This is a genomic window from Nocardia testacea NBRC 100365 (assembly GCF_000308775.1).
Classification (GTDB): Bacteria; Actinomycetota; Actinomycetes; order Mycobacteriales; family Mycobacteriaceae; genus Nocardia; species Nocardia testacea.
This window is the reverse complement of sequence record NZ_BAGJ01000114.1, coordinates 1-25,150: the sequence shown is the minus strand read 5'-3', so window position 1 is coordinate 25,150 and position 25,150 is coordinate 1. Positions and strand designations below refer to the sequence as shown.

Sequence of the window (25,150 nt, the reverse complement as noted above, 5' to 3'; positions counted from 1 at the left end):
GCACACCCGGAAACCGGCCCGTACGGTGTGTGACACCCGTCGCGCGCTTCGCGCCGGTTTGGCGCCATCGCCGCCACGGCCGCTAGTGTTTGTCTCCGTGACCGATGCGAGCGGTGCTATTGCGACGGAGGTTCCGGGCGCATCCCTGCGCGCGTGGCAGCGGCGCGCGCTCACCCGGTACCTGGCGACCAAACCCCGTGATTTCCTCGCTGTGGCGACGCCCGGGGCCGGTAAGACGACCTTCGCGCTGCGGGTCGCGGCGGAACTGCTGGCCGATCGTACGGTCGACCAGGTCACCGTGGTCGCGCCGACCGAACATCTGAAGCATCAGTGGGCCGCCTCGGGGGCGCGCTCGGGACTGGCGCTGGATTCGAACTTCTCCAACACCACCGGCGGCACCTCGGGTGACTATCACGGCGTGGTGGTCACCTACGCCCAGGTCGCCGCGCACCCGTTCAAGCACCGCGTGCGTACGGAGAACCGGCGCACCCTGGTGATCTTGGACGAGATCCATCACGCCGGGGATTCGAAGAGCTGGGGTGACGCCGTGGCCGAGGCGTTCGGTGACGCCACCCGCCGCCTGGCGCTCACCGGTACCCCGTTCCGCAGCGACGACAGTCAGATCCCGTTCATCACCTACGAACCCGACGAGGCGGGCCTACCGCGGTCCCGGGCCGATCACAGCTACGGCTACACCGAGGCGCTGGCCGACGGCGTCGTGCGGCCGGTGGTGTTCCTCGCCTACTCCGGCGAAGCGCACTGGCGCGACAGCGCGGGCGAGGAGTACACCGCCCGGCTCGGTGAGCCGTTGAACGCCGAACAGACCGCCCGGGCATGGCGTACCGCCCTGGATCCGGCGGGAGACTGGATCTACGCGGTGCTGCGCGCGGCGGATATGCGACTGGCCCAGTTGCGCGAGGGCGGTATGCACGATGCCGGCGGCCTGGTGATCGCCTCCGATCAGGAGCGGGCCCGCGCCTATGCCGAACTGATCGAGCATCTCACCGGTAACCGGCCGGTGCTCGTGCTCTCCGACGATCCGACCTCATCGGCCCGGATCGGTGAATTCAGTGCGGGCACCCAGCCGTGGATGGTCGCGGTGCGGATGGTTTCCGAGGGTGTGGACGTCCCGCGGCTGGCGGTGGGCGTGTACGCCACCAGCGCCTCGACGCCGCTGTATTTCGCCCAGGCCATCGGCCGATTCGTTCGCGCTCGGCGGCCCGGTGAGACGGCGAGTGTGTTCCTGCCCTCGGTTCCGGTGCTGCTGGACCTGGCCGCGCAGCTCGAGGTGCAGCGCGACCATGTCATCGGCAAACCGCACCGTGAGAAGGACGGACTCGACGACGACCTGCTCACCGAGGCGAACAAACAGCAGGACGAGCCGGGTGAGGAAGAGAAGGCGTTCGTACCGCTGGCCGCCGACGCCGAATTGGACCAGGTGATCTACGACGGGTCCTCGTTCGGCACCGCGACCTTCGCCGGGAGCGCCGAAGAGGCCGACTACCTGGGCATTCCCGGTCTGCTCGATGCCGATCAAATGCGCGCGCTGCTCCGGGAGCGCCAGGCCCGGCAGATCGCCGACAGGTCCAAGGCCGAACCCCAGGCACCGGCACCCGCTTCGCCCGCGGCGGGCAATGCCGCCGAGCGGGTGGCGACCGCCGACAAACTGGGTGAACTGCGGCGCGAGCTGAACAGTCTGGTCGCGATGCACCACCATCGCACCGGGAAACCGCACGGGGTGATCCACGGCGAGCTCCGGCGCCAGTGCGGCGGGCCACCCACCGCACTGGCCACCGCCGACCAGCTCGGCGAGCGGATCGCGGCGCTGCGCCGGATGTGAACGGCCGAGGCGGATCCGCGAACGTGTTCCGGCGGCGCCCGTGCTCGACTCCTGCTTCCGCGCCGTTCCGGCGGGAGAGGGCCCCATCCGCCGTGGTCCGGGTCACCCGTCGAAGAACATCGCGGGATCCAGTGCGGTAAGTGGGACCCAGCGCGGTGCGTCCGGCTCACCGCCGGACTCTCCCGGTGCGTAACCGTGCTCCGGGTGCCCGTAGCCCTGCAGGTCGAGGCTCAGCCGCGGGTCCTCGTCGACCCGGCGGGCGAGCGCGTAGAACGTGGCCAGCACATGGAGGCATCGAGCGGTGCGCGCGCTGCACGAGCAGTCGATCGCCGTGGGTTCCGGGACCACCGAGATGCCCGCCGCGACGGCCGCCGTATGCATTTCGTCGGTGAGCAGGGTGGGTTCGGCGCCGACGATCCCGGACAGTGCGGTGAGGGCGGTCCGGGGGAGTGACGCCAGTTCGAGATGGACGACCGAGGCCTGGCCACCGCGGTGGATGTGCGCACGCACGATCCGTCCTTCCACCTCGGTCCGCACACCGTCGTTGCGGGCGATACTGCGCGCCCGCGGAAGCAGCGGATCGGGACGGGTCTGCCGCAGCGGCTCGGCCAGCCGGACCCAGTCCATACCCCAGCGGGTGTAGCCGAATTCGTTGTCCGCCATCAGTTTTCCCGCTTCCGCCGCAGTACTTCCAGGAGCCGTTCGTCGTCGAGCCGGGCGAGATCGGCGATACCGCTGCCGTCGCCGAGATCGGTGAGGGCGGATTTGCGGCGCTGCATTCCGGCGATATGTTCCTCGACCGTGGTGGCCGAGGTCAGGGTGGTGACGGTGACCGTGCGGGTCTGCCCGATCCGGTGCACCCGGTCGGAGGCCTGTGCCTCGACCGCGGGATTCCACCACCGGTCGAAATGGATCACATCGGCGGCGCGGGTGAGGGTGAGCCCGGTCCCCGCCGCCCGGAGGCCGAGCACCAGAACCGGGGGACCGTCGGGAGATTGGAACCGGGTCACGATCGCCGCGCGTTCGGCCTGGCTCAACCCGCCGTGGAAGAACGGCGCGGTGACGGCGAACCGGTCGGCGAGATGGCGCACCAGGAGGTCACCGGTGGCCCGGTACTGGGTGAAGATCAATGTCGGTGCGCCGTTGTCGAGGTTGGCGGCCACGATATCGGTGCACAGGTCGAGTTTCCCGGAGCGGCCGCCCAGTTCGCCCAGGTCGCCGTCCACCAGGCCGGGGTGGTTGCACACCTGTTTCAGCGCGGTCAGCGCTGCCAGTACCCGGGTCTGCCGCCCGGTGCCGGTACCGAAGCCGTCGGCGACCGCGCGGTCGAGCAACTGATCGTAGAGTTTCTCCTGTTCGGGCGTGAGATCGCACAGCAGATCGTTGTGGATCTTGGCCGGCAGCGCGGCGGCGACCTGAATTTTGCGGCGGGCGAGCAGGACCGGTTCGATCGCGTCCTGCAGACGTGCGGCCGCGGTGGCCGAGCCCTCTTCGATGGGTTTGACGAAGCGCCGGCGGAACTGGGCGCGATGCCCGAACAGGCGTGGCGCCACGAGGTGCAGCAGCGACCACAGTTCCTCGAGGTGGTTCTCGACCGGAGTGCCGGTCAGCGCGACGACGGCCGCGGCCCGGAGGGCCCGGGCCGCCTTCGACACCTGGGTGCGCGGATTCTTCAGCGCCTGGGCCTCGTCGAACACCACGGTCGCCCAGTCGTTTCCGAGGAGCCGGTGACCGTGTAGCCGCAGCCCGGGGTAACCGATCACGACGATATCGCCGGCCGCGGTGCCGAACTCGCCGCCGCGCCAGGCCACCGGCCGCAGGGCGGGGGCGAAGCGCTGTATCTCGTGTACCCAGTTGCCCACCAGTGAGGTCGGGCACACCACGAGTTGCGCGCCCTGGGTGGCGCGCCCGAGCAGTAGGCCGATGGTCTGCACGGTTTTGCCGAGGCCCATCTCGTCGGCGAGGATCGCGCCGCCGTGGCGGGCGACGGTGTCGCGCAACCAGCCGATCCCGCGTGCTTGATAGGGCCGCAGGTCGGCACGCAGATCGTCGCGCAGCCCGGCGGCGACGGCGGTGGTGTCGTGGAACACCGAGCGCGCGTGGTCGCCGGTGAGCATCGCTGTCCCCGTCGGATTCGGGAACGCGTGTCCGGCGAGGGGAAGATCGGCCCGCCCGCCTGCGAGGATCGATTGCCAGGCGTGGGTGGAGCGGCCCGGTTCGGCAGGTGCGAACCCCGCGAGATCGGTGGGGTCGAGCAGCGCGCAGTCGACCGGGGTCACCTGGACGCCGATACTTCCCGCGCGGGCCTGCGCGCGGGTACCGCCGGGTACGGCCAGTGCGAGGGTCGCGGTGTCGCCGAGTCCCGCGGGCGCGGGGCCGGGCGCCCGGCCGGTCCAGGTCCACAGGGCGAACATGTGACGGTCGGGCAGATAGGTGGTCTCGATGGTGGGCAGGGTGCACCCCTATGATCGGCGTATGGTGTACGGAGTAATAGGCCAACGCGTACGGTACCGGATTTGTTCCGGCACGTCCCGCTCGGTGTTCGAGTGGTATCTCTCAGTGGTGAAGGAAGTGCTATGAGCGACAACGGCGCGACGGTGGCGGCCCGGTCCGGCCGAGACGGTGCTCACCGCCGGCTACCGAACGTGGCCCACTCCGGCCGGCGCGCCCATCCCGTCACCGTCGGGGACCGCGGACGTGGCCGGCCGCTCGCCGGTGACCGGTTCACCGCAGGTGAGGGTCCTGGTCGCGGTGGCGCGGAGGGGGGTTCCGCTTCCGCCGGCCGGGTCGCGGGCACGGCTTCCCGCCACCGTGCCGTGGCCCGGTTCTTCCCGGTGCGGGACGGGCTTCGGTCGGCCACGGCAGGTCGGGGGCGCAGATGACCGGCGCGGCCGATCCTGCCCGCGCCCTGCTGGAACTGCTGTGGCGGCACGAGCTGCCGCCCCGGCGGGGCGGCCGCGGCCCCCGGCAGACTGTAAGCGTCGACGAGGTGGTGGCGGCGGCTATCGGGCTCGCGGACCGGGAGGGCTACGAGAAGGTGTCGGTCCGGGCGGTCGCCGCGGAGCTGGGGCTGCGACCGATGAGCCTGTACACCTACGTGCCGAGCAAGGACGCGCTCACTGTCCTGATGGTCGACACCGTCGCGCTGGAGGACGCACCGATCCCCGCCGACCTGCCCGTACGCGACCGGCTGGTGGCCGTTGCCCGGCAGATCCGGGACGAATACCTGGCCCACCCGTGGCTGTTCGACGTGCCGTCCTGGCGGATGGTGCTGGGGCCCGGCCGGCTGCGACGCTACGAGCGACACCTGGCGGCCGTGGACGGGGCGGGTCTCGACGATATCGAGATGGACCGGGTGATCGCGGTGCTGTCGCAGTTTGCGACCGGTAACGCACGGACGGCGCTCGCCGCCGCCCGCAGTGTCCGGGAACAATCCGACGCCGACTGGTGGCAGGCGCACGGCCCGGTGCTCGAGCAGGTCATGCCGGCCGCCGACTTCCCGCTGTCCACCCGGGTCGGCGCGGCCGTCGGGGAGCTGTACCAGGCGCCCGGCGACCCGGCCGGAGATTTCGACTACGGGCTGCGACGCCTGATCGACGGCATCCTGCCTGAGTGATACGACCGTGGCGGGCGACCGGATCGGACGCCCGCCACGGAGACGGTGTTCTGTTGTTCGATGCTGTTGTGTCGGACGCGAGGACGGGTCAGAGAGCGGGAGCGGACTCCGTGTCGATCACGGCGTCGAGTTCGCGCAGTCGTTCCATGTGTTCGTTCGCGTGGTGCTGGCAGAAGAGCAACTCGCCACCTGCGGGCAGAACGGCACGCACACGCGCCGCCGCCCCGCAGCGATCGCAGCGATCGACCGCGGTCAGTGGGGTGCTTGTCAGGGTTCCTGGCATGACTCCTCCGTCCTGGCTTCCGGCACAATACCGTTCACCTGGTGTGAGGCCCGTGGTCACTCCGCGGGCTCGCTTCCGCTACTTCCCAGCAGTGGTGTAACTACTCTGTCAGACGTTCGGGGCATCGGGTTTGTTCCCACTGGGGAACCAGTGTGTTTTCCCTAACACGACCAGCGGTTTTCGCCTGTGGCGAACACCGCGGGGCGGCTGTGGAAAACGTACGTCCGGTGCTCCGTACCGACTGTCGAGTTGTGTATCGGAGGTTACCCGTGCCCTGTGACACTCACACCCTTGTTCACCTCTGTACTCCCGGTGAGTGGGCACTTGCCCGGGAACGCGGTGCGCATCGGCCGGATTCGCTGCGGACGGAGGGGTTCGTTCATCTCTCCGCGCCACAGCAGGTGCACCTGCCCGCGAACCGGCTTTTCGCAGGTCGGCGCGATCTTCTTCTCCTCCGGCTGGACCCGGAGCGGCTCGGGGCGCCGGTGCGCTGGGAACCGGGGGCGCCCAGCGACGATCCCGCGTTGCGTTTCCCACATCTGTACGGCCCGCTACCGGTCGAGGCCGTGCTCGGGGTGGACAGCTACCTTCCCGGCACCGACGGACGCTTCGCGCCGCTGATCGGCTGAGCCCGTGCCCGTGCCCGTGCCCGTGCCCGCTCCGGCTACCGCTGCCCGGTGGCGCCGTCGCCGAGTTCCCGCGCCAGGATCGCGGCCTGCACCCGGGACCGCATGCCCAGTTTGGTGAGCACCCGTGACACATGCGTTTTCACCGTGGTCTCGCTGATGAACAGCCGCGCCGCGATCTGGGCGTTGGACAGCCCGCCGCCCAGACAGTCGAACACCTCTTTCTCCCGCCCGGTGAGCTCGGCCATACCCGGTGGCGGTTCGGGTCCCCGGGCCGACGGTGTCTCGGCGAAGGCGTCGATCACCGCGCGGGTGACCTCGGGAGCCAGCACTCCCTCGCCCGCGGCGACCGCGCGGACTGCGTCGACGAGCGCGGGTCCGGACGCCGATTTGAGAACGAACCCGGAGGCACCCGCGCGCAGGCTGCGGAACACGTACTCGTCGAGATCGAAGGTGGTGAGGACGAGTACCCGCGCCAGGCTCTCCCCGGTCACCCGGGCGGTCGCGGTGATGCCGTCCACCCCCGGCATACGCACATCCATCAGCACCACATCCGGTCGTAGCGCCCGCGCCTGCGCCACCGCGACCTCCCCGTCGGCGGCCTCGCCGACCACCTCGATATCACCGGCCGCGTCCAGGATCATGCGCAGTCCGGCGCGGATCGCGGCGTGATCGTCGGCGATGAGGACCCGGAGCGTCACCGCGGTTCTCCAGCGGCTTCCGGCACCGCGGCCAGCGGTAGCCGCGCGCGCACCCACCAGGCACCGGCCTCCGGGCCCGCCCGCAACGTACCGCCGAGGGCGGCCGCGCGTTCGCGCATATTCGACAGTCCGCGCCGGTCGGTGGTGGTCTCCGGCGCGGGCGGTCCGGCACCCAGCGGGTTACGCACCGTCAGCACCAGTGCCGCGGACTCGGTGTGCACGTCGATATCGACCTCCTGCCCGGGGGCGTGTTTCATCACATTGGTCACCGCTTCCTGGACGATGCGGTAGGCCGCCTGGTCCACCGCCCCGGCGGGTGCGGTCTCGCCCAGGTCCAGCCGGACCCGTACCGGCATGCCCGCCTGCCGGGCCGCCGTGACCAGCCCGGGCAGCTGGGCCAGGCGCCCCGGCGCGGTCGTCTGCTCGGCATCGTCCTCGCGGCGCAGCAGGCCGATCATTGTCCGCATCTCCCGCAGCGCTTCGACGCTGTTGGTGCGGATCGCGCCGAGCACCCCGGCCAGCCGCGGATCGGCGGCGCCGTCGAGGCTGCCCAGTGCCGCTTCGGATTGCAGGGCGATGGCCGACAGATGCCCGGCGATCACATCGTGCAGATCGCGGGCCATGGCCTTGCGTTCGTCGGCCACCGCCGCCTGCCGGTCCAGTTCGGCGACCAGCGACAGGGCGCGGGCGCGGGCACGTTCGGCGTCGGCGGTCTCCTTGTGCGCGCGGACGGTCAGACCCCACCACAGCGAGGTGCCGACGAAGGCCGCCGCCAGGACGAGCGCCAGCGACATCAGATGCCAGTCGCCGGTGATGGCCAGCACCACCCCCGCCGCGGTCGCCGAGAGGGCCAGCCAGGCCACGACCGCGCCCTGCATCTGGCGTCGCGTGCCGTACACCACCGCCGCGTAGATGAGATCGGTGTACACGAGCCAGACCGGCAGCGTGGGCCCGAGCGACAGATCCATGATCAGCGGTATCAGTCCCAGCACCATCGCCGTGATCGGTGCCCGCCGCCGCACCAGCAATACCGCACTCGCCAGCGCGAGGATCGCGATCCGTGGCCACAGCGGGCCGGCCTGTGCCTCGCGGGCGAACATCATATGGAAGCCGGCCAGGTACAGCAGCACGCCGAACAGGAACCATCCGCCCGCCACGACGACGTCCCGTGTCGTCGCCGATAACGCCGACCACCGCTGCATTCGTTCATCTCAGCACACCGGTCCGCCGGCCCGGATCCATCGAAGTGATGAGCGGCACCGCTACGAACTACGGACCTGCCGGCGCGGTCTGCCGGGCATACGGGTCCGCCGCTGTTCTCCGGCGTTCGTCCGCGGTCGCGGCCGGAGATCTGCGTGGTGCCGGTGATGGAGTGCGTCCGTGCCCGGCGCGCGACCGGATTCCCGGTTCGGCGGGACTGCCCGGGATCGGTGCGCATTTCCCGATCGCCGGGCCTGCCGAGACGCGGTTCCCCGGCGACCCGGTCGCAGCCACGTATCGAGCACCGCGGTGGTTACGCCGCGGATCGGGCCGCCGACCCGGTGCATCGAGGAGGGCCGGGCGGCCCGTGGTGGGCTTCTCCGGGCAAGCCGGTCGCTCACCTCGGGTGAGGCCTCGGCCGGCACGGAGTCCGTCATCCGCGCACGGAACCCTCGGCGGCGGTAATCTGCGGGGGCACCGTGTATGTCGGCCGCGACCGCCCGGTCCGCAGGACACCGTCCATCGGCCGGGCGCGCACAGCGGCCCGGACGGATGGGACCCGGATGACGGTCTACACCCAGCGCCTCGGCGGCACGAACTACCACTTCAACGGCCTGGTGGACGTGCTGGCCAAGGCCACGCCCCGGCGCAGCGGCGACGAACTGGCCGGCTGCGCGGCGGGCACCGATGCCGAACGGGCGGCCGCGCAATGGGTGCTCGCCGATATCCCGCTCACCGAGTTCCTCGAACAACCGGTGGTCCCCTACGAAACCGACGAGGTGACCCGGCTGATCCTGGACACCCACGATCGCGCCGCGTTCGGTCCGATCGCCGCGCTCACGGTCGGTGGGCTCCGGGACCGGCTGCTCGCGGTCGCCGCCGGCGACGGAACCACCGATCCGGCTGCCACGCTGCGTGCGCTCGCGCCCGGGCTGACCCCGGAGATGGCCGCCGCGGTCAGCAAGATCATGCGCAATCAGGACCTCATCGCCGTCGCGCACACGGCCCGCGTGCGTTCGGCGTTCCGGACCACCATCGGGACGCCCGGCACACTGGCCACCCGGTTACAGCCCAACCATCCCACCGACGATCGCGACGGGATCGCCGCCGCCGTTCTCGACGGCCTGCTGCTGGGCTGCGGCGATGCCGTCATCGGCGTCAACCCGGCCACCGACTCCCCGCGCGCCGCGGCGGATCTGCTGACGCTGCTCGACGATATCCGCACCCGCTTCGACATTCCGGCGCAGTCGTGCGTGCTCGCCCATGTCACCACCACCATCGGTTTGATCGAGGCCGGAGCGCCGGTCGATCTGGTCTTCCAGTCCGTCGCCGGGACGCAGGCCGCCAATGCGGCGTTCGGTGTGGACCTGGCGCTGTTACGCGAAGCCGACGATGCCGGGCGGTCGCTGCGACGCGGCACCGTCGGCGACAATGTGATGTATCTGGAGACCGGTCAGGGGTCGGCCCTGTCGGCCGACGCGCATCGGGGCACGGGCGGGAGACCGGTGGATCAGCAGACACTGGAGGCGCGCGCCTACGCCGTGGCCCGGGAGCTGCGGCCGCTGCTGGTGAATACGGTGGTCGGGTTCATCGGCCCGGAGTACCTGTACGACGGCAAACAGATCGTGCGGGCGGGCCTCGAGGATCATTTCTGCGGCAAACTGCTGGGCCTGCCCATGGGGGTGGATGTCTGCTACACCAACCACGCCGAAGCCGATCAGGACGATATGGACACTCTGCTCACCCTGCTCGGCGCCGCCGGATGCGCCTTCGTGATCGCGGTTCCCGGCGCCGACGATGTGATGCTGGGCTACCAGAGTCTGAGTTTCCACGACGCGCTCTACGCCCGCCGGGTGCTGGGCCTGCGGCCCGCCCCGGAATTCGCGCACTGGCTGGACCGGCTCGGCATGCTGGACGAGACGGGCCGGGTGCTGCCGGTGGCGCCGGCCGCGTCACCGTTGCGCGCGCTGACAGGGGGCCGATGAGCAGCCACGAGGCTATGACACCTGCGGACTCCCAGGCCTTCTGGAACGATTTGCGGTCGTTCACCCAGGCGCGTATCGGGTTGGGCCGGGCCGGTGACGCGCTCCCCACCCGGCACGTCCTGGAATTCGCCGCCGCGCACGCCGCCGCCCGCGATGCCGTGCACATCCCGCTGGAAGTGCCGGCGCTGTGCGCACGGCTCGCCGAACTGGGTATGGGCGAGCCGATCCATATCCGCAGCCGGGCCCGGGACCGGGCCGAATATCTCCGGCGCCCCGACCTCGGCCGGCTCCCGGCCGACGCCCCGGACGCGACGGCCGACGGGCTCGCCCGGCTCCCGCACTCGGGCGCCGATATCGGCGTGGTGCTCGCCGACGGCCTGTCCGCCCGGGCACTCACCACCCACGGGCCACCCACGGTCGCGGCGCTGCTCGAGGAGCTGCGCCCGCACCGGTCCATCGCGCCGCCGGTGGTGGCGACGCAGGCCCGGGTGGCGCTGGGCGACCATATCGGGGCCGCGCTGGGGGTGACGACCGTGCTGGTACTGATCGGTGAACGTCCGGGCCTCTCGGTGGCCGACAGCCTCGGCATCTACCTCACCCACCGGCCGCGACCCGGCCGCACCGACGCCGACCGCAATTGCGTATCGAATATCCATCCACCCGAGGGGACGGGGTATCAGCGGGCGGCGGAGGTCGTCGCCGGCCTGGTGGCCGGGGCCCGCCGGCTCGGCCGCTCCGGCGTGCCGCTGAAGGACACCTCCCGGGACCCGACACTGCCGGGGCCGTCCGCGCGGTTATCCGACGGCGCGGCGGGGTAGACGCGCAACGGCCCCTGGACATCGCGGAATCCGATGGTTCCGCAGTGTCCAGGGGCCGATGCCGTACTGCTTCCGGGGCTCAGTCCAGGTAGTCGCGCAGGACCTGCGACCGGCTGGGGTGCCGGAGCTTGCTCATGGTCTTGGATTCGATCTGCCGGATCCGCTCGCGGGTCACCCCGTAGACCTGACCGATCTCGTCCAGGGTGCGCGGCTGACCGTCGGTCAGGCCGAACCGCAGCCGGACCACACCCGCCTCGCGCTCGGACAGGGTCTCCAGCACCGACTGCAGCTGATCCTGCAGCAGGGTGAAGCTCACCGCGTCCACCGCGACCACGGCCTCGGAGTCCTCGATGAAATCACCGAGCTGGCTGTCGCCCTCGTCGCCGATGGTCTGATCCAGCGAAATGGGCTCCCGGGCGTACTGCTGGATTTCCAGCACCTTCTCCGGGGTGATGTCCATTTCCTTGGCCAGTTCCTCCGGGGTGGGCTCGCGGCCCAGATCCTGGAGCAGCTCGCGCTGGATACGGCCGAGCTTGTTGATGACCTCCACCATATGCACCGGGATGCGGATGGTGCGGGCCTGATCGGCCATGGCGCGGGTGATCGCCTGCCGGATCCACCAGGTGGCGTAGGTGGAGAACTTGTAGCCCTTGGTGTAGTCGAATTTCTCGACCGCGCGGATCAGGCCCAGGTTGCCCTCCTGGATCAGGTCCAGGAACGCCATCCCGCGGCCGGTGTAGCGCTTGGCCAGCGATACCACCAGACGCAGGTTCGCCTCGAGCAGATGATTCTTGGCGCGGTTGCCGTCGCGGATGATCCAGTTGAAATCGCGGCGGGTGGCGACGGGCAGCTTGTCCCCGGCCTCGGTGAACTCGCGCATCTTCTCCGCCGCGTAGAGCCCGGCCTCGATCCGCTTGGCGAGTTCGACCTCCTCCTCGGCATTGAGCAGCGCGACCTTACCGATCTGTTTGAGGTAGGCCCGCACCGAATCCGCGGACGCGGTCAGCTCGGCGTCCTTGCGCGCCTGGCGCAGCGCCTCGGACTCCTCCTCGTCCCAGACGAAATCGCCGGAGGCCTTGTCGGCCGCGGTGGGCTCGGAGGTGCCGTCCTCGGCCGCCTCGCCCTCGGCTTCCTCCTCGACGGCTTCGGCGACGAGATCGTCGCCCTCGTCGGTGAGATCGTCCTCGGAGACCTCCAGGTCGCCCAGATCCGCCACATCCAGCGAATCGTCGTCGAGCTGTTCCTCGCCCGAGCCGGGGGCGCCCGCGCTCCCCGCCTTCTTGGCCGGGGCCTTCTTGGCGGCTCCCTTCTTGGCGGCGGCCTTTTTGGCCGGAGCCTTTTTGGCAGCGGCCTTCTTCGCCGGGGCCTTCTTGGCCACGGCCTTCCGGGCCGGGCGTGCCGCGGGAACTTCCGTGGCCTCGGCGTCGGCCGATTCGGCTGTCTGACGGGTATTCGTGGCTACCACGTACGCCCTTTCGTGACGGTCTCGTGCGGCGTCACGCCAGAGTAGTATTCCGGCGGAGCGGTCTGTCGGGTTTACCGGCTAAAACGCCGGTCGGGGGTCCGGCTCACCGCCGGGTGCTTCCATTGTAACGATCCGACCAGTGTGCACTGGCCCGTGCCGTGGACAACCTCAGGGGGTGATCCCGGCGTCGACGGCCATGGCCGCGCCGACGATACCCGCTGTGTTCTTCAAGTTCGCCGGGACCACGCGGGTGCGGTTGGTCAGCAGTGGAATCCACTGGTCGGCGTCGCGGCTGATCCCGCCGCCGGCGACGATGACCGTCGGCCAGAAAAGGTCCTCCAGCCCGCTCAGCACGGTGCTGACCCGCGCCGCCCATTCGGGATAGTCGAGGTTCTCCCGCTCCTTGACCGAGGCGGCGGCCCGGTGCTCGGTTTCCATACCGCCGATCTCGAGATGCCCGAGTTCGGTGTTCGGGACGAGGGTGCCGTTGTTGAGCAGCGCCGAACCGATACCGGTACCGAAGGTGAGCAGGAGCACGAGGCCGTGGATATCGCGGGCGGCGCCATAGCGGTCCTCGGCGAGTCCCGCCGCGTCGGCGTCGTTGAGCACGGTCACCTCGCGACCGCCGAGTGCCGCCGCGAACAGGGCCCGGGCGTCGGTGCCGATCCAGGATTTGTCGACATTGGCGGCGGTGTGCGCGACGCCGTCGAGGACCACACACGGCAGGGTGAGACCCACCGGCCCAGCCCAGGCCGCGGTGTCGATCAGCTTCGCCACGGCCGCCGCGACCGCATCCGGGGTGGACGGATGCGGGGTCGCGATCTTGATGCGCTCGTGCACGAGCTCCCCGGTATCCAGATCGACCGCGGCGCCCTTGACGCCGCTACCGCCGATATCGATACCGAACGCGTGCCGTCCAACGGACATGCGGGTTCCTCGTTCCCTGTGCTGGCTGATGTCATGGTGCGTCGCACCGGTTTCCGGGTGGGCCCGGCCGCGCGCGAGGGAATCCGGACGGCGGCGGCCGGCCACCCGCGTCGCGCTGCCTCCTCCGCGGCCGCGCTCCGCCGGTGTGGTGTGCACGACAAGAGTAATGCGCGGGCCCGGACGACCTCCTCGCAGGATCTGTGCTCCGATGGAGGACGTGCCGGAATCGATTTGGTCTCTCACCGCTGCCACCGAACCCGCCCCCGCCGATGCCACCGTGCTACGCCGGATCGCGACCCATCTGGCCGGTATCGCCGCCGCCCACGTCCGGGTCCGCCGCCGCGAGGTCTTCGCCTCCGCGGCCTCCGCCGAGGCCGCGGTACGTACCAAGAGCACCCCGACCGACCCGGTGACGGTCGTCGATACCGAAACCGAACAGCTGATCCGCGACGAACTCGCCCGGCTGCGCCCCGGCGACCACATCCTCGGCGAAGAGGGCGGCGGTGACCCGGCCGCAGCGGCCGACGACGAGGTGATCTGGGTGGTCGACCCGATCGACGGCACCGTGAACTTCCTCTACGGGATTCCGGCGTACGCGGTATCGGTGGCCGCGGTGCGTGGCGGCCGCCCGGTCGCGGGCGCGGTCGCCGATGTCGCCGCGTCGACCGTCTACACCGCGGCAACCGGTCTCGGGGCGTTGCGGATCGGCCCGGACGGCCGCGATACGCCCCTGCGATGCAACCCGGTGCGGTCCGCGCGGCTGGCGCTGGTCGCGACCGGATTCGCCTACGGCGTCGCGCGGCGTACCCGGCAGGCGGCCTGCGTCGCCGAGCTGCTGCCACATGTGCGTGATATCCGCCGGATCGGCGCCGCCGCCCTGGATCTGTGCATGGTCGCCGAGGGGCGGGTGGACGCGCACTACGAGCACGGGCTCAATCCGTGGGACTGGGCGGCGGGCGCGCTGATCGCGGCCGAGGCCGGTGCGGTACTGCGGCTGCCCCCGCTGGCGACGACGGGCGCCGCGGGGGCCCTCGTGGTGGCCGCGGCGCCCGGTATCGCCGAGGAACTCTTCGCGCTGCTGGACCGTCTGGGCGTCGCCGCGCCGATCCCGGACGCCTGATTCCGGCCCGGGCGGCCCGTGGTCAGCAGCGGGCGGTTCGGGCGGCCGCGAGCATATCCGGGTCGATCGCCGGGCTCTCCCCGCTCACCGGGTTCTTCAGTGACCGGAGTACTTCTTCGGCGTCGTTGTTGGGCTGCAGATCGCCGCCGAACAGCGAGCCGAGCACCAGATCGACCGACTTGTCGGAGCGTTTGTCCTCGATGAGCTCGGCGCACGGTACGGCCAGCTGCACGGCGGCCGCTATCGGGCGGCCGTTCTCGCCGAACCGGATCTGGCCGGTGCATTCCAGGTCGCCGTTGGCATATACCGGATCGTTACCATATGGATCCCCCGGCGGGCTGCCGAAACCCAGATCACCGAGCTGGGCCGCGACGTGCGCGGCCTGACCGCGCTGTCCGTTGGCGTTCAGGACACGCACCTGGGTGCCCGCCACCGGTGCGGGCTCCACATCCTCGAGGCGACTCGTCCCGACCCGCTGGCCGGGCAGCGGCTGCGGTGCGGCCTTGGGATCGGTGGCCGGGGTCGGCGAATTGCACGCCATCGGCGTGTGGTCGTCATCGTTGGTGGTCAGGGCCTTGATCCACAGACCTGCGCAAACAACCAGGAGAACGACGACGAGAATCAGCCAGGGCCGCGGCCGTCGACGGGGGTAGGGACGGCCTTTTGCATCCGTCGGACTGCCTTCGGTGATCAGTGAAACCACGTCGATACTGTACGTACCCCCGCCCGCGCGCCGCGCATTACCCGGGCCGCTCCGGGCGCGTTACCGGGGCCGGTCACGGCACGCTCGGGGCGGCATATCGATTGCCCAGCGGTTTCGACACGGCCGGGTTTCGATTGCGACATTTTCCGCACCGTCCGCTATTGTCTGGCCGCCCAGACCGAAATAACTATGAGTAAATCTGCGTTCGGTCGCGGGAACAAGCAGGGCAACTCATGCGTTGTCCGGACGCTATCGGAGGTGAGTCCACTGGATTCGTCCTGATAGAGGACCGGTGCGGGTGTGAAGTGCACCACCGGCGGGGCGGCGGGCGCGGTCGAGAGACGGCGTGCGCCGATCCGGATATACGGAGTAAGGACGAGGGGAAGACGACATGGCAACCGACTATGACGCACCGAGGCGTACCGAGTCCGACGATGTGTCGGAGGATTCGCTGGAGGAGCTGAAGGCTCGTCGCAACGAAGCCCAGTCCGCCGTCGTGGATGTCGACGAATCCGATACCGCGGAGTCGTTCGAGCTCCCCGGCGCGGACCTGTCCGAGGAAGTGCTGACGGTTCGGGTGATCCCGAAACAGGCCGACGAGTTCACCTGCTCGAGCTGTTTCCTGGTACATCACCGCAGCCGCCTCGCCAGCGAGGCAGGCGGTCAGATGATCTGCATGGATTGCGCGGCCTGAGCGGTAGGTGAGGTCATCCCGCGCTCGGCAGGCCGAGCGCGGCCAGGACCGCTGTGGGCCGGCGCGTGCTGACCAGCCAGTACGGTGTCGGATCGTCCGGGTCGTCGAGAACCAGCAGGACCATGGTGCCGATCCACGGACGGTGCTGGACGTAGGCCGCGGGATCGAGCTGACGGCCCAGCGCCGCACTCTTGGCGCTCTTGGGCACCACGGTCGCCCGGGCGACGAACGACACCGGTAGATGGGCCCGGTCCACCCGCAGTTCGGGAGTGCCCGTCGTGTCCGGGGTGACTTCGAGACGATGCCGGCTCGTCCACAGCAGCACCCAGACGGGCACCGGGAACAACAGCACATACGGCAGCCAGGCCCGCAGGCCGGGGGCTCCCATATGGATCTCCGCGGCGAGCAGACCGGCGAGGGCGAAGCCCACCGGCCACCACCACAGCGGCACCCAGAGGCGCTCGCGATAGGCGGTCGGTTCCGGTCGCGCGGGACGCTCGGTTTCGGTGGGTCGAGGCTGGTCGGACACGACTCAACACTAAGCGACACCGGCGCCGGGCCTGCGCGTAGGCTGGTCGGACGTGAACGCACTCTCACCGATACCGCTGCTCCGGCTGGACCCCGGGATTCCCATGCCGACGCGCGCCCACGAAGGCGACGCGGGCGTGGATCTGTGCACCGCCGAGGATGTCGTCCTGGAGCCGGGGGAGCGGGTACTGGTCGGTACCGGTATCGCTGTCGCGCTGCCGGTGGGCACCGTGGGCCTGATCCATCCCCGCTCCGGGCTGGCGGCCAAGGCCGGACTATCCGTGGTGAACACGCCGGGAACCATCGATGCCGGATACCGGGGTGAGATCAAGGTCTGCCTGATCAACCACGACCCGCGCACGCCCATCGAATTGCGCCGCGGTGACCGGATCGCCCAGCTGCTGGTGCAGCGGGTGGAACTGGTCGAGTTCGTGGCGGTGGACCGGCTCGACGAGTCCGCGCGCGGCGCGGGCGGTTACGGATCCAGTGGGGGACACGCGCGTTTGACGCCGGGCGGGGCGGACGCCGCCGACGGCAAGGAGGCCTGACATGTTCGGACGACGGAAATCCGGCGGACGCAGATCCGGCGACGAGCACGACACCGGTGAATACACCACCGGCGAGTACGAAACCGGCGACTACGAGGACTACGACGAGGGCGGGTACCACCGCGCCGAGTACGACCAGCCCTACGACGACAGCTACGACGACGGGTATGGCGGCGCCGCCTACAGCGATGCCTACGACGCCGCCATCGACGATCCCGATACCGAGCCCCAGCGGCGCGGCCCCTACGACTACGACGATGTCGCCGAGGTCCTGGAGAACTTCACCGATACCCGGCTGGACCTGGGCTCGGTGATCCTGCCGGTGCCGCCGGGCGGGCAGCTGCAGGTCGAGATGACCCCGCAGGGCACCCCGCAGGCGGTGCATCTGGCCACCGAACACGGGCGTATCACCGTCGCGGCCTACGCCGCGCCGAAATCCAAGGGACAGTGGCGCACGGTGGCGGCCGATCTGGCGGAATCGCTGCGCAAGGACGGGGCCCGGGTCTCGGTGGAGAAGGGCCCGTGGGGCCGGGAGCTGGTGGCCGTCACCGAGGGCGCCGATCTGCGCTTCATCGGAGTGGACGGCTACCGGTGGATGATCCGGCTGGTGGCGGCGGGACCCTCGGGTTCCACCGCGGCGGGCGGACCGCTGGCCGTGGCGGCGCGCACCGTGCTCAGCGAGACGATCATCCGGCGCGGCACCGACGCGCTGCCGGTCCGTGAACCGTTGCCGGTGGTGCTGCCCCAGCAGCTCGCCGAACAGCTCACCGCCGCCCATCAGCAGCAACAGCAGGCCCATCAGCAGGTGGCGAGCCCGCCGCCCGCCGCCCGGCCCTCGCCGACGCCGGCGGTGCTGCCGCCGCAGCAGCCACAGCAGCCGCGGCGGGGTGCCGAAGGGTCGGCGATGCAGCAGCTCGGACGTAACTGAGCGATCGCACGGTCCTGCTCCGGGACGGCCGGACGGCGTGTGCTCGTGGGCCGGCCCGCGGAGCGTGACCGTGCCGGGCACGCTCCGCGGGCGGCCGATCGGGCACGGTGGCGGCCGTATCGCTGCTGCGGCGGCACGGCCGCGCCCTTCGGCGGGGAACAGGTCCTCCCGGCCCGGCGAGCCGAAAGAAGCGTGGTGGGGCGTCAGCCGAAGTACCGGAGCGCCAGCCGTCCCACGATGCCGGGATCGGCGCCGAATCGGTCCAGCGTCACCTCGGTGAGCGCCGACCGGGGCGCCCGGCGCGCCCATTCGCGCCCTACGGCCACCGGATGCACCGGATCGTCCGACGCGGCGACGACCGCCAACGGGACGCGCAGAGCGTCCAGCAGGGCCGGTTCCGGCCATTTGTACTGTGCCGCCTCCTCCAGTGCTGCCGGCAGCCCCGGCCACTGGCCGCGCCACGACCGGGTGAGCGCGTCGGCGAGCCAGCCGGGGCTGCTCGCCCGCATCCCGGCGATCACCGCTTCCAGGCCCTCGGCGCGCAAGCGGGCCGCGGTGACCGCCGCACTGTGCGTGGCAGGACAGTGGGCGGTATCCGGGCCGGTCCACGCGGGCAGTGCCGCCACCACCCCGGCGACCTCGCCCGGTTCCCGGGCCGCGGCCCATTCGACGGCGACGGCGGCCCCGAGCGAGATACCCGCTGCCAGCACCGGGCCGCGGGTCGCGGCATCGTCCAGGGCGCTACGGTAGCTCTCGATCACCGCCGCCGGGTCGGGTTCCACGGCGACGAAATCGATTCCGGCGGCGGCGGATGCGGGGCCGAACGCGCGGCGGGCGAAGTGTGCGTCGGAACCGGTTCCGGGCAGGGCGACGACAACGGCCGGACGTGGGGAATCGAACACCGGACCGAGCGTAGCGGTGCCGCCGGTACCCATCTACAGTGGCGGGTACGGCCACAGCCGGGCCGGAGTACGGAAATTCGGATGACGTGCGACCCATGTCATCCGCGCACAGGAGAGCAGGCGATGTCTTCCGCGGCAGGAAGAAAAGCGGGCGCCAAGTCCGCGACCGGATATTTTCGCAGGCTCGGCCGCAGATTGACCGAGGATATCGATCAGCTCGACGCCGAGGAGCTGGCGGAGACGGCGGACGCTTCGGGCGCCTGCCGGGTCTCGGAGTGCCGGCGCGGTGAGGAGGCGACGATGCTGGGCCGTTTGCGCAGTGTCGACTCCTGTCCGCAGGCCTCGGGTGCGAGTATGCAGGCGGAGTTCTTCGACGGTACCGATGCCATCACCCTGGTGTGGATCGGGCGACGCCGGATTCCCGGTATCGAATCGGGACGGCGCATCATGGTGCGCGGCCGGGTGGGAGAACGCGAAGGCCGCAAGGTGATGTACAACCCCTACTACGAATTGCGCGGAAACAGCTGACGTATGCCATCGAGCGACGAGTACGCCACCAGACCGCTGCCCCGGGCCGCGACCACCCCGGGATCCGCGTCCGCCGCCCGGGCCGGTTCCGCCGACGACACTCCTGAGGAACCGGACAAGCAGACACTGCTGGAACAACTGGGCGGTTTCGGCGGCCTGATCTACTCGACGCTGCCGGTGCTGGTCTTCGTCCCGGTGAACACCCTGTTCGGGCTCACCGCGGCGATCTGGGCCGCGCTCGGGGTCGCGGCCGCGATCCTGGTCTGGCGGCTGGTGCGCCGCGAGCCGATCCAGCCCGCCGTCTCCGGTTTCGTGGGCGTGGGTATCTGCGCGCTGATCGCCTGGCGGGTCGGCGAGGCCAAGGGTTTCTTCCTGTTCGGGATCTACACCAGCCTGATCTACGGTGCCGCGTTCCTGATCTCGATACTCCTCCGGCGGCCCCTGGTCGGGGTGGTGTGGGGCGTCCTCAACGGTCACGGCGGTGACTGGCGCTCCGATCCGCGGGTGGTCCGCCTCTACGATCTGGCGACCGTGGCCTGGGTACTCGTCTTCGGGGCCCGCTACCTGGTACAGAATCACCTCTACGACACCGACAGCACGGGCTGGCTCGCCGCCGCGCGGATCGGGATGGGCTGGCCGCTGACCGCCCTCGCGCTGGTGGTGACGGTCTGGGCGGTGCGCCGCGCCGGGCATCTGCCCGCCGGCTCCGGACGGCATTCCGCAGGCCCGGCCTGACGCTCCTATCCGGTCACATCAGCCGAAGGGCCGGGACGGCATCATCCGAAAGGGTGGACCAGGACCCACCCTTTGGTGTCTATCCCGCGCGCGCCGTTCATCGGACGATCGTTACCGAAGACGATCTCCCCGAGAGGACTGGCGAATGCGAACCGAGCAGCACCCGATCACCCGCCCCGAGCGGGGATCCGAACATCCGGTGCGTTCCCGGAGCCGCCGGGTGTCCGCCGAACTGGAGGTTCTCGTCCCGGCGGCGGCCGACGGCGACCGCGCCGCCGTGGCCGAGATCCTGCGACTGGTCCAGCCCCTGGTCCAGCGCTACTGCCGGACCCGCCTGGGCACCGCCGCTCATCTGCATGTCACCGCCGACGATGTGGCGCAGGAGGTGCTGATGGCCACCGTCCAGGCCATCGGCCGCTATAGGGATCAGGGGAAGTCGTTTCTCGCCTTCGTGTACGGCATCGCGGCGAACAAGGTGTCCGACGCGTTCCGCGGCGCCCAGGTTCATCCGGCCTATCCCATGGCCGAGGTCCCCGAGGCGGTATCCACCGCGGCCGGCCCCGAGGAATGGGCGCTGGCCGCCGAGCGCGGCGCCCTGGCCCGGGAACTGATGCAGCAGCTCAACCCCGTGCACCGGGAGGTGCTGGTGATGCGGATCGTGCTGGGCTGGAGTGCGGCCGAGACCGCGGCGGCGATCGGCACCAGCCCCGGCGTGGTCCGGGTCATGCAGTACCGGGCGTTGAACAAGCTGCGCGCGCGGGCGGCGCAGCCCGTCGCCGCCTGAGACCTTGGGCACGGACCGAGTGCTGTCGGGTGGTCAGTATTCGGCGTCCTGCGCGGGTGTCAGGCCGGTGGTGCTGCCGGTCGCCGGCTCCGCACCCTCCGGTGCCTGCGCAGCACGGTGCGGTGCCAGTACCGCACGCAATTCCTCCTCGGCGGCCGCGGAGACCACGAACAGCAGTTCGTCGTCGCCCTCGAAGGGGTCGTCGGGCTGCGGCACGATGACCCGCCCGCCGCGCAGAATGGTGACCAGCGCGGAATCCCGCGGCAGGGTCAGATTGCGGACCGGTTTGCCGGCCAGCGTCGTATCCGGCGGCAGGGTGAGTTCTACCAGGTTGGCCTGACCCTGCCGCAGGGTCATCAGGCGGACCAGATCGCCGACCGACACCGCTTCCTCGACCAGGGAGGCCAGCAGGCGCGGGGTGGAGACGGCCACATCGACACCCCAGGAGCCGTCGAAGAGCCATTCGTTGCGCGGATCGTTGACCCGCGCGACCACCCGGCGTACCCCGAATTCGGTCTTGGCCAGCAGGCTGTGCACCAGGTTGGCCTTGTCGTCGCCGGTGGCGGCGATGACGACCTCGTAGCCCTCCAGCCCGGCGTCCTCGAGCAATTGCAGTTCGCAGGCGTCGGCATGGACCCAGATCGCCTCGGGGACCGAATCGCGGTCGATATGGTCGAGCTGGCGTTCGAGCAGCATGACGCTGTGCCCCGCCCGGAGTAGTTCGCGGGCGATGGAGCGGCCGACGGCCCCGGCTCCGGCAATGGCCACTTTCATGATCAGTCCTTGCTAGCTGGAGGTTTCGCGGCCAGCGCGACGGCCTCCCCGGCGGAGCCGGAGGTGGCGGCCACGTAGACGATGTCGTCGGCCTGGACGACGGTCTTGGCGTCCGGGAGGATGCCCTGCCCGAACCGGATGACGAACGCGACCCGGGCGCCGGTGGCGTCCTCCAGTTCGCTGACCGTGCGCCCGTACCAGTCCTCGTGCAGGATCAGCTGGGCGACGGCAACGGTGCCGGTGGGGTCGCGCCAGGTGGTGGTGCCCGCGTCACCGATCAGTGTGTGCAAGAACCGGTCGGTCGTCCAGGGCACGGTGGCGATGGTCGGGATGCCGAGCCGCTCGTAGACGGCGGCGCGTTTGGCGTCGTAGATACGGGCCACCACCCGTTCGATACCGAACATTTCCCGCGCCACCCGCGCGGAGATGATGTTGGAGTTGTCGCCCGAGGACACGGCCGCGAAGGCGCCGGCCTGTTCGATACCCGCCCGGCGCAGGACATCGCGGTCGAACCCGACACCCACGACCTGCGTGCCGGGAAAATCCGGGCCGAGCCGCCGGAACGCGTCCGGATTGCGGTCGATCACGGCGACCTCATGACCTATCCGGACCAGGGCGCGGGCCAGCGACGCCCCCACCCGGCCGCATCCCATGATCACCACGTACACCGTGAACCTCGCTCCTGACTCGGTCTGCCCTGTGGCAAGTGGAACAGCCGTGTGGCTGCCGCGAAAACGAACCGTACTCGCTGGTTCTCGCCTCCAGCCACGTTCCCCCGCAGGAGGTTGCCAAACACCGCCGAGTGGTGATGCCTCGCAGCGCGGCGGGACGCGGGGGCTTATGCTCCGTCCAGTGTCGAAGTTGACGACCGCCACCAAGCGCCTGGTGTTGGGGCGGCCATTCCGTAGTGACTCCCTGGGCCACACCCTGCTGCCGAAACGAATCGCGCTGCCGGTTTTCGCCTCGGACGCGATGTCCTCGGTCGCCTATGCGCCCGAGGAGATCTTTCTCGTGCTGTCGGTGTCCGGACTGGCCGGTTACGCCTACGCCCCGTGGCTCGGATTCGCCGTCGCGGTGGTGCTGGTCATCGTGGTCACCAGCTACCGCCAGAACGTGCACGCCTACCCGTCCGGCGGCGGTGACTTCGAGGTGGTCACCACGAACCTGGGCCCCACGGCCGGTCTGACGGTGGGTAGCGCGCTGCTGGTGGACTACGTGCTCACCGTCGCCGTCTCGATCTCCTCGGCCGCGTCCACCATCGGCTCGGCGATCCCGTTCGTCGCGACCCACAAGGTGCTCTTCGCGGTGGCCGCCATCGTGCTGATCACCGCGATGAACCTGCGCGGGGTACGGGAGTCCGGCCGGTTGTTCGCGCTGCTGTCCTACGCCTTCCTGTTCGGTATGTTCACCATGCTCGCCTGGGGGCTGATCCGGATCTTCGTCCTGGGCGACGAAGTGCGCGCCGAATCGTCGGGTTTCGAGTTGCGGGCCGAGGAAGAGCACCTGGCCGGCCTGGGCCTGCTCTTCCTGCTCGCCCGCGCCTTCTCCTCGGGCTGTGCGGCGCTCACCGGTGTCGAGGCGATCAGCAACGGCGTGCCGGCCTTCCGCAAACCGAAATCGCGCAATGCCGCGACGACCCTGCTGATGCTCGGCGCGATCGCCATCGTGTTGCTGCTCGGTATGATCGTGCTCGCGCGCCAAGCACACGTGGTGTTCGCCGAACATCCAGAACAGCTCGTCGGCGCGCCCGAGGGCTACCAGCAGAAGACCTTGATCGCGCAGATCGCGCACGCGGTGTTCAGCGGTTTCACGCCCGGGTTCTACTTCGTGGCCGTGGTGACCGCGGTGATCCTGGTACTGGCCGCCAATACCGCGTTCAACGGATTCCCGGTGCTCGGTTCGGTTCTGGCCCAGGCGCGCTTCCTGCCCCGCCAGCTGCACACGCGCGGGGACCGGCTCGCTTTCAGCAACGGGATCCTCTTCCTGGCGATCGGCGCGATCGCGTTCGTGGTGGCGTTCGACGCGGAAGTGACCCGGCTGATCCAGCTCTACATCATCGGGGTGTTCGTCTCGTTCACTCTCAGCCAGACCGGCATGCTGCGGCACTGGAGCCGGTTGCTGAGCCGGGAGACCGATCCCGCCGAACGGCGCCGGATGATGCGCTCCCGGGCCATCAACGCGCTCGGCCTGGTGGCCACCGGGGCGGTCCTGGTGATCGTGCTGGTGACCAAGTTCTTCGCCGGCGCCTGGATCGCCATCGTGACCATGGCGGTGATCTTCGTGATCATGAAGATGATCCACCACCACTACAACTCGGTGGCCCGGGAACTGGAAGAACACGAATGGGACGGGGTGCTGCCGAGCCGGACCCATTCGATCGTCCTGGTATCGAAACTGCACCTGCCGACGCGCCGCGCACTGGCCTACGCGCGCGCCGGGCGGCCGGACACCCTCGAGGCGATCACCGTGAACGTCGACGAGGACGACACCCGGGCCCTGGTGCGGGAATGGGAGAAGAGCGATAACCCGGTCCCGTTGAAAGTGATCGAATCGCCCTACCGCGAGATCACCAAACCGGTACTCGAGTACGTGAAGCGGGTGCGCAAGGACGCGCCGCGCGATGTGGTGACCGTCTTCATCCCCGAATACGTCGTCGGGCACTGGTGGGAGCAGGTCCTGCACAACCAGAGCGCGCTGCGGCTCAAGGGCCGGTTGCTGTTCGAACCGGGCGTGATGGTGACCAGCGTGCCGTGGCAGCTGAGCTCTTCGGCGCGCGCCCGCGCGGCGGGTGAGCCCGCGGCGCCGGGCGCGGTACGGCGTGGCTACGGCGACAATGGGTGAGGCCCGATGAGTTCGTGGCGTGATCGGGTGCTGTCGGTCCGGCTCGGGTCGCCCGGGCACGGCGGGTTCTGTGTGGCGCGCCATGAGGGCCGGGTGGTGTTCGTCCGGCACGGTCTGCCGGGTGAGCTCGTACGGGCCCGGGTCACCGAGGACCGCGGTGGTGCGTTCTGCCGGGCCGACGCCGTGGAGATCATCGAGGCGTCGCCGGACCGGGTCCCTGCCACCTGCCCGGTATCGGGCCCGGGCGGGGCCGGATGCTGCGATTTCTCCTATGCCACCGCGGCGGCGCAGCGGCAGCTGAAGGCGTCGGTCGTGACCGAACAGCTGCGCCGCATCACCGGTATCGAGCGCGTGGTCGAGGTGGAACCCATCACCGGGTCCGGCGATCGCACCGGTGGCTGGCGCACCCGGATCCGGCTCGCGGTGGATATGGGTGGCCGCGCCGGTGTGCACCGCCACCGCAGCACCGAGGTGCTGACCGACCTGCGCTGTCCGCAGCCCGTGCCCGGCGCCCTGGACGATATCGATCGGCGCCGCTGGATGCCCGGCGCGGAGTTGGTGATCGCGGTCGACGACACCGGGGTCCGGCATATCGTCGAGATCG

At 70.2% G+C, this 25,150-nt stretch carries 26 protein-coding genes; 14 read left to right on the top strand and 12 right to left on the bottom strand.

Features of this window, described 5'->3' with window-relative positions:
• Positions 1-97: 97 nt before the first annotated feature.
• On the top strand, positions 98-1,840 hold the full coding sequence (locus ON38_RS16525; protein WP_083872730.1) for a DEAD/DEAH box helicase: 1,743 nt from the start codon (positions 98-100) through the stop codon (positions 1,838-1,840).
• A 102-nt stretch (positions 1,841-1,942) separates the two neighbouring features.
• On the opposite strand, the gene ON38_RS16520 is transcribed toward ON38_RS16525, so the two are convergent.
• The gene (locus ON38_RS16520) at positions 1,943-2,503 is read right to left on the bottom strand and encodes an SWIM zinc finger-containing protein (RefSeq protein WP_039825700.1); all 561 of its coding nucleotides are present in this window, start codon (positions 2,501-2,503) and stop codon (positions 1,943-1,945) included.
• Complete coding sequence (locus ON38_RS16515) at positions 2,503-4,254, bottom strand: DEAD/DEAH box helicase (RefSeq protein ID WP_039825698.1); 1,752 nt, start codon at positions 4,252-4,254, stop codon at positions 2,503-2,505. The genes ON38_RS16520 and ON38_RS16515 overlap by 1 nt, the downstream gene beginning before the upstream one ends.
• Positions 4,255-4,718: 464 nt before the next feature.
• On the opposite strand from ON38_RS16515, the gene ON38_RS16510 reads away from it, so the two are divergent.
• Positions 4,719-5,456, top strand: a complete 738-nt coding sequence (locus tag ON38_RS16510) for a TetR/AcrR family transcriptional regulator (RefSeq protein WP_039825697.1) — start codon at positions 4,719-4,721, stop codon at positions 5,454-5,456.
• An 88-nt stretch (positions 5,457-5,544) separates the two neighbouring features.
• On the opposite strand, the gene ON38_RS16505 is transcribed toward ON38_RS16510, so the two are convergent.
• Positions 5,545-5,739 carry a DUF7455 domain-containing protein gene (locus ON38_RS16505; RefSeq protein ID WP_030521621.1) on the bottom strand — a complete coding sequence of 65 codons (195 nt, stop codon included), beginning with the start codon at positions 5,737-5,739 and terminating at the stop codon, positions 5,545-5,547.
• 269 nt (positions 5,740-6,008) lie between these two features.
• Here ON38_RS16505 and ON38_RS16500 point away from each other — a divergent pair, with 269 nt between their 5' ends.
• The gene (locus ON38_RS16500) at positions 6,009-6,368 is read left to right on the top strand and encodes a DUF952 domain-containing protein (RefSeq protein WP_039825696.1); all 360 of its coding nucleotides are present in this window, start codon (positions 6,009-6,011) and stop codon (positions 6,366-6,368) included.
• 35 nt (positions 6,369-6,403) lie between these two features.
• On the opposite strand, the gene ON38_RS16495 is transcribed toward ON38_RS16500, so the two are convergent.
• On the bottom strand, positions 6,404-7,066 hold the full coding sequence (locus ON38_RS16495) for a response regulator (RefSeq protein WP_039825695.1): 663 nt from the start codon (positions 7,064-7,066) through the stop codon (positions 6,404-6,406).
• Complete coding sequence (locus tag ON38_RS16490) at positions 7,063-8,268, bottom strand: sensor histidine kinase (protein ID WP_039825694.1); 1,206 nt, start codon at positions 8,266-8,268, stop codon at positions 7,063-7,065. The genes ON38_RS16495 and ON38_RS16490 overlap by 4 nt, the downstream gene beginning before the upstream one ends.
• Positions 8,269-8,829: 561 nt before the next feature.
• Between ON38_RS16490 and ON38_RS16485 the strand changes: the two genes are divergently transcribed.
• On the top strand, positions 8,830-10,251 hold the full coding sequence (locus ON38_RS16485) for an ethanolamine ammonia-lyase subunit EutB (protein ID WP_039825693.1): 1,422 nt from the start codon (positions 8,830-8,832) through the stop codon (positions 10,249-10,251).
• Positions 10,248-11,069, top strand: coding sequence for an ethanolamine ammonia-lyase subunit EutC (gene eutC / locus ON38_RS16480; RefSeq protein ID WP_373281224.1), 822 nt, complete (start codon positions 10,248-10,250; stop codon positions 11,067-11,069). Before ON38_RS16485 ends, eutC begins: the two co-directional genes overlap by 4 nt.
• Positions 11,070-11,148: 79 nt before the next feature.
• Here the strand turns inward: eutC and ON38_RS16475 are convergent, their stop codons facing one another.
• Both ON38_RS16475 and ppgK read right to left on the bottom strand, forming a co-directional pair.
• Entirely contained in the window at positions 11,149-12,534 is a 1,386-nt protein-coding gene (locus ON38_RS16475; RefSeq protein ID WP_039825691.1) for an RNA polymerase sigma factor, read from the bottom strand.
• A gap of 168 nt (positions 12,535-12,702) precedes the next feature.
• Entirely contained in the window at positions 12,703-13,461 is a 759-nt protein-coding gene (ppgK, locus tag ON38_RS16470; protein WP_083872733.1) for a polyphosphate--glucose phosphotransferase, read from the bottom strand.
• A 208-nt stretch (positions 13,462-13,669) separates the two neighbouring features.
• Here ppgK and ON38_RS16465 point away from each other — a divergent pair, with 208 nt between their 5' ends.
• Positions 13,670-14,581, top strand: a complete 912-nt coding sequence (locus ON38_RS16465) for an inositol monophosphatase family protein (RefSeq protein WP_039825690.1) — start codon at positions 13,670-13,672, stop codon at positions 14,579-14,581.
• A 22-nt stretch (positions 14,582-14,603) separates the two neighbouring features.
• Here ON38_RS16465 and cei read toward each other — a convergent pair whose 3' ends face one another.
• Positions 14,604-15,284, bottom strand: a complete 681-nt coding sequence (gene cei / locus ON38_RS16460; RefSeq protein WP_039825689.1) for an envelope integrity protein Cei — start codon at positions 15,282-15,284, stop codon at positions 14,604-14,606.
• Positions 15,285-15,675: 391 nt separating this feature from the next.
• Here cei and ON38_RS16455 point away from each other — a divergent pair, with 391 nt between their 5' ends.
• Positions 15,676-15,978, top strand: a complete 303-nt coding sequence (locus tag ON38_RS16455; protein WP_030521610.1) for a DUF4193 domain-containing protein — start codon at positions 15,676-15,678, stop codon at positions 15,976-15,978.
• Positions 15,979-15,991: 13 nt separating this feature from the next.
• Here ON38_RS16455 and ON38_RS16450 read toward each other — a convergent pair whose 3' ends face one another.
• On the bottom strand, positions 15,992-16,507 hold the full coding sequence (locus tag ON38_RS16450; RefSeq protein WP_051164870.1) for a DUF3093 domain-containing protein: 516 nt from the start codon (positions 16,505-16,507) through the stop codon (positions 15,992-15,994).
• Between the two features lie 52 nt (positions 16,508-16,559).
• Between ON38_RS16450 and dut the strand changes: the two genes are divergently transcribed.
• The gene (gene dut / locus ON38_RS16445; protein WP_083872729.1) at positions 16,560-17,054 is read left to right on the top strand and encodes a dUTP diphosphatase; all 495 of its coding nucleotides are present in this window, start codon (positions 16,560-16,562) and stop codon (positions 17,052-17,054) included.
• Between the two features lies 1 nt (position 17,055).
• On the top strand, positions 17,056-17,982 hold the full coding sequence (locus ON38_RS16440; RefSeq protein ID WP_039825687.1) for a DUF3710 domain-containing protein: 927 nt from the start codon (positions 17,056-17,058) through the stop codon (positions 17,980-17,982).
• A gap of 203 nt (positions 17,983-18,185) precedes the next feature.
• Here the strand turns inward: ON38_RS16440 and ON38_RS16435 are convergent, their stop codons facing one another.
• Positions 18,186-18,917 carry an alpha/beta fold hydrolase gene (locus tag ON38_RS16435; RefSeq protein ID WP_051164869.1) on the bottom strand — a complete coding sequence of 244 codons (732 nt, stop codon included), beginning with the start codon at positions 18,915-18,917 and terminating at the stop codon, positions 18,186-18,188.
• A gap of 90 nt (positions 18,918-19,007) precedes the next feature.
• On the opposite strand from ON38_RS16435, the gene ON38_RS16430 reads away from it, so the two are divergent.
• The 3 genes from ON38_RS16430 (at position 19,008) to shbA (ending at position 20,931) form a co-directional block, all read left to right on the top strand.
• Entirely contained in the window at positions 19,008-19,412 is a 405-nt protein-coding gene (locus ON38_RS16430) for an OB-fold nucleic acid binding domain-containing protein (protein ID WP_039825686.1), read from the top strand.
• 3 nt (positions 19,413-19,415) lie between these two features.
• Complete coding sequence (locus ON38_RS16425) at positions 19,416-20,147, top strand: DUF3159 domain-containing protein (protein ID WP_039825685.1); 732 nt, start codon at positions 19,416-19,418, stop codon at positions 20,145-20,147.
• A 145-nt stretch (positions 20,148-20,292) separates the two neighbouring features.
• Complete coding sequence (shbA, locus tag ON38_RS16420) at positions 20,293-20,931, top strand: RNA polymerase sigma factor ShbA (RefSeq protein WP_083872728.1); 639 nt, start codon at positions 20,293-20,295, stop codon at positions 20,929-20,931.
• A gap of 33 nt (positions 20,932-20,964) precedes the next feature.
• Here shbA and ON38_RS16415 read toward each other — a convergent pair whose 3' ends face one another.
• Both ON38_RS16415 and ON38_RS16410 read right to left on the bottom strand, forming a co-directional pair.
• A complete protein-coding gene (locus ON38_RS16415) occupies positions 20,965-21,705 on the bottom strand; it encodes a potassium channel family protein (RefSeq protein WP_083872727.1) in 741 nt (246 codons plus the stop codon).
• A gap of 2 nt (positions 21,706-21,707) precedes the next feature.
• Positions 21,708-22,373 (bottom strand): potassium channel family protein, encoded by a 666-nt coding sequence (locus ON38_RS16410; protein WP_039825684.1) that lies wholly within the window; start codon positions 22,371-22,373, stop codon positions 21,708-21,710.
• 184 nt (positions 22,374-22,557) lie between these two features.
• On the opposite strand from ON38_RS16410, the gene ON38_RS16405 reads away from it, so the two are divergent.
• The gene (locus ON38_RS16405) at positions 22,558-24,546 is read left to right on the top strand and encodes an APC family permease (RefSeq protein WP_039825683.1); all 1,989 of its coding nucleotides are present in this window, start codon (positions 22,558-22,560) and stop codon (positions 24,544-24,546) included.
• 6 nt (positions 24,547-24,552) lie between these two features.
• The coding region (locus ON38_RS16400; protein ID WP_039825718.1) for a TRAM domain-containing protein at positions 24,553-25,150 on the top strand (598 nt) is incomplete at its 3' end.